This is a genomic window from Rhodopirellula sp. JB055 (assembly GCF_043100905.1).
In the GTDB taxonomy this organism is placed as follows: domain Bacteria; phylum Planctomycetota; class Planctomycetia; order Pirellulales; family Pirellulaceae; genus Rhodopirellula.
Genome location: NZ_JBICHO010000002.1, coordinates 1 through 3,378, shown reverse-complemented (window position 1 = coordinate 3,378; position 3,378 = coordinate 1). Strand labels below are relative to the sequence as shown.

Genomic DNA, 3,378 nt, shown 5'->3' with positions numbered 1-3,378 from the left:
GAACAGCGCCGATGCGGCAATGAGCGCCGACCCTGACAGTTTCCGCGAAACGAATTTCCATTCGCCTCGTTATCAGTCGGTCGCCTCGTTCACCAGTGACTATGACCGCGTCGGCCCCGAAATCGCCGGCAACACCCTGATCAACAACACGATCAACGCGTTGTTCGTGCGAGTCGACACGCCCGCGGCAGGCGAACTTCAACCCATGACGGTCAGCGGTCGATTTGACGATCACGACATTGTCCACGCCATCAGCGAAGTGCTGACCCTCGAAGGCAACCCCGGTGGCCCCGTGCTGCTGGAAGATCGTCCTGATGTGCTCAGTGTCACGGTTCAAACCTCGACCGCCGGCGGAACGCTTACCGATGGCGTGTACGAATATGTGATGACGTACGTCACCGAGGAAGGAAATGAATCGCTGGCCAGTCTTCCAACTCGCTCGGTCTCTTCGACTACCGGCGCGGTGCGTTTGAGCAACCTGCCTTCGGCCCCCGATGAATTTGTTGGTCGCAATCTTTATCGCCGTGACTTGGTGTCGGGTGTTGTCCGCTATGAACTAGTGACCCAACTGGACCGCCGCGCAACGGTTTATCTCGACGATGGAACCACTCGCGGCGGAATCCTCGCCAGCGAACAGAGTCCCGACCTGAGCGGGATTTCCACCAGCACGGTTCCCGGGTTGGTCGGAATCAGCGAGTTGGTTGAAAACCAGGCCTACGATTACCGGATGACCTTCGTCGATCCTTACGGTGGTGAATCAAAAGCCAGTGAAGCGAGCACCATGCAGGTCGTCGCTCGCAACGATGGGATTTTCTTGGACAACCTGCCCGCGACAGCAGAAGGGTTTGTTGGTCGTAACCTCTATCGTTCGACACCCATCACCGGCGAATACGTCCTTGTCGCTCGATTGATGTTGGATGAGACCAGCTTCTTTGACAACGGAGTCACCACCTTCGGTCCCGAGACCTTGCTCGGCGAAAGTCTTGGCAGCGATCTGAATGGCGGAACCAAGTTGCTGCCTCGCTACGACGCTCGATTGACGATCGATCCAGGCATCGTTGTGAAATCCGAATCGGCTCGCATCGAAGCCACCTTCGGAGCCGACTTCTACGCTGAAGGAAACGACGGCAACAAAGTCATCTTCACTTCCCGATCGGACGACACTTACGGTGCCGGCGGAACATTCGACAGCAACAACAATGGTGCCAGCACGGGCACGCCCGGAGACTGGGGCGGATTGGTCTTCCGCCAAGACACCACGGCCAGCCTTGATTTCGCAGAAGTCCGCTTCGGTGGTGGTACCAGCCCGGTCGAAGGTGGATTCACCGAATTCAACGCCTTGGAAATCCTTCAAGCCGATGTGCGTGTTGCGAACTCAACCTTCACTCGCAATGCGGATGGATTTGAAAGCACCAGCACTCGCGAAGGTCGCGGTTTCAACGACGAATCCGTCATCTTTGTTCGCGGCAGCCAGCCCATCATTCTGAACAACGTGATTGCGGACAATGAAGGTGCCGCGATCAGCATCAACCCCGATGCACTGAACTTCGATGATGTTTTGGACACCGGTCGCTCCACCGGCCCAAGCAGCATCATCGGGACGGACCTGGACAACCAAGGCCCATTGATTGCGGGCAACATGTTGGATCTCAACACGCTCAATGGATTGCGTGTCCGGAGTGAAATCATCACCACCGATAGCGTGTGGGATGACACCGACATCGTTCACATCGTCGAAGGTTCGGTGGTCTCAATGACCAATCACTTCTACGGTGCGTTGCGACTCAAGAGCGATGTGGGCCAAAGCCTCGTCGTCAAATTCGGCCCCAATGGGACGCTCGTTGGTAGCGGACGCCCACTGGACATCGACGATCGTATCGGTGGCACACTGCAAGTCATTGGCACACCTGGCAACCCAGTGGTCCTGACCAGCCTCAATGACGAAACCGTCGGTGCGGGCTACACGCCCGATGGTCGTGCCTTGTTGCAAACCGCTGCCAATGCCACCGATCCAGCGGCAGGTGACTGGCAAGGCTTGCAACTGGAAGCCTATGTCAACGATCGCAATGTCGCCTACGTGCTCGAAAACGAACGCGCCTTGGCGTCCGACATCACCATCAACGCATCGCCTGACGACGCTCAGGTCATTGGTGATCTCGCCCAGCACGAATACGCTGGCGACGAGAACGAACGTCTCGGATTCAATATTCGCGGAACCTTGGCGACCCCTCAAGACCAAGACGTCTATCGATTCACCGCGACCGGTGGCACCGAACTTTTCATCGACATCGATGAAACATCGTTTGGTTTGGACACCGTTGTCGAACTGATCAACGTCAACGAAGACGTGATTGCCAGCAGCAACAACAGTTTCTCGGAACTCTCCGACGCGGAAGTCTCAACGACCGACCAAACCAAACTGTACGCCAACCCCAACCTTCCCAACGGTGTTTCGGTTGACGAAGTGCGACCGCTGTATCAGTTGGGAACGGGTTCGGTGGAATCACCCAACGCGTTGGACGCCGGTTTCCGAGTCGTGTTGCCAGGTGACACCCAGCGTGACAACACCTACTACGTTCGTGTCCGCACACTGGACCAAAAAACGGATGGTCAATACCAACTGTCTTTGCGTCTGCGTGAAACGGATGAAACCGCTGGCTCAACCGTTCAGTTGGCCGACATCCGCTACGCCACCGATGCCATCGCTGTCACCGGCGCACCACTGCATTCGCCACTCGCAGGCGATGTCGGCGAAGAAGTCCGCTACATCGACCCAACGCCGGCCAACCGCAACAGTGGCGACGAGCAAACGATCGAAACTGAAAACAACCGGCTTGGATTCACCACCGGAAACGCTCAGACGGTCGGCAATCTGATGACATCCGACCGCGGGTCGTTGGTCATCACAGGTGAGATCGGCAACATCAATTCGACCGACTTGGATGTTCGCATCGAAGACGTCGATGTGTACCGAGTGGACTTGGTCGCACAACAGATTTCGCCGGACGTTTTCGACAGCGAAAACCGCTTTGTCACCGCGACATTCGACATCGATTACGCCGATGCACTCGGCCGAGTCAACTCGTCCATTTCGATCTACAACTCGGCTGGGCAATTGATCCTGCACAGCCGCGATTCAAACATTGCTGACGATCAAGGCAGCCCGCTGAACGGCGTCGACATGTCGAACCTGGATGCTGGATCCGCCGGCGTCTTGGATGCTTACATCGGACCGGTTCAACTCCCCGAAGGCACGTACTACGTTGCCGTCTCGGGTGAAGTGGCTGTTCCTGAAGCTCTGGATCAGTTCTTCAATCCCAACTCGGCCAACCCCCTGACTCGACTGATGCCGGTCAATTCGGTTCGACGGATTGCTGA

1 pseudogene is annotated in these 3,378 nt (G+C 56.7%); it reads left to right on the top strand.

The features are described from left to right. A pseudogene (locus tag ACF8AM_RS00025) lies at positions 1–3,378 on the top strand (cell surface protein); the annotation flags it as partial.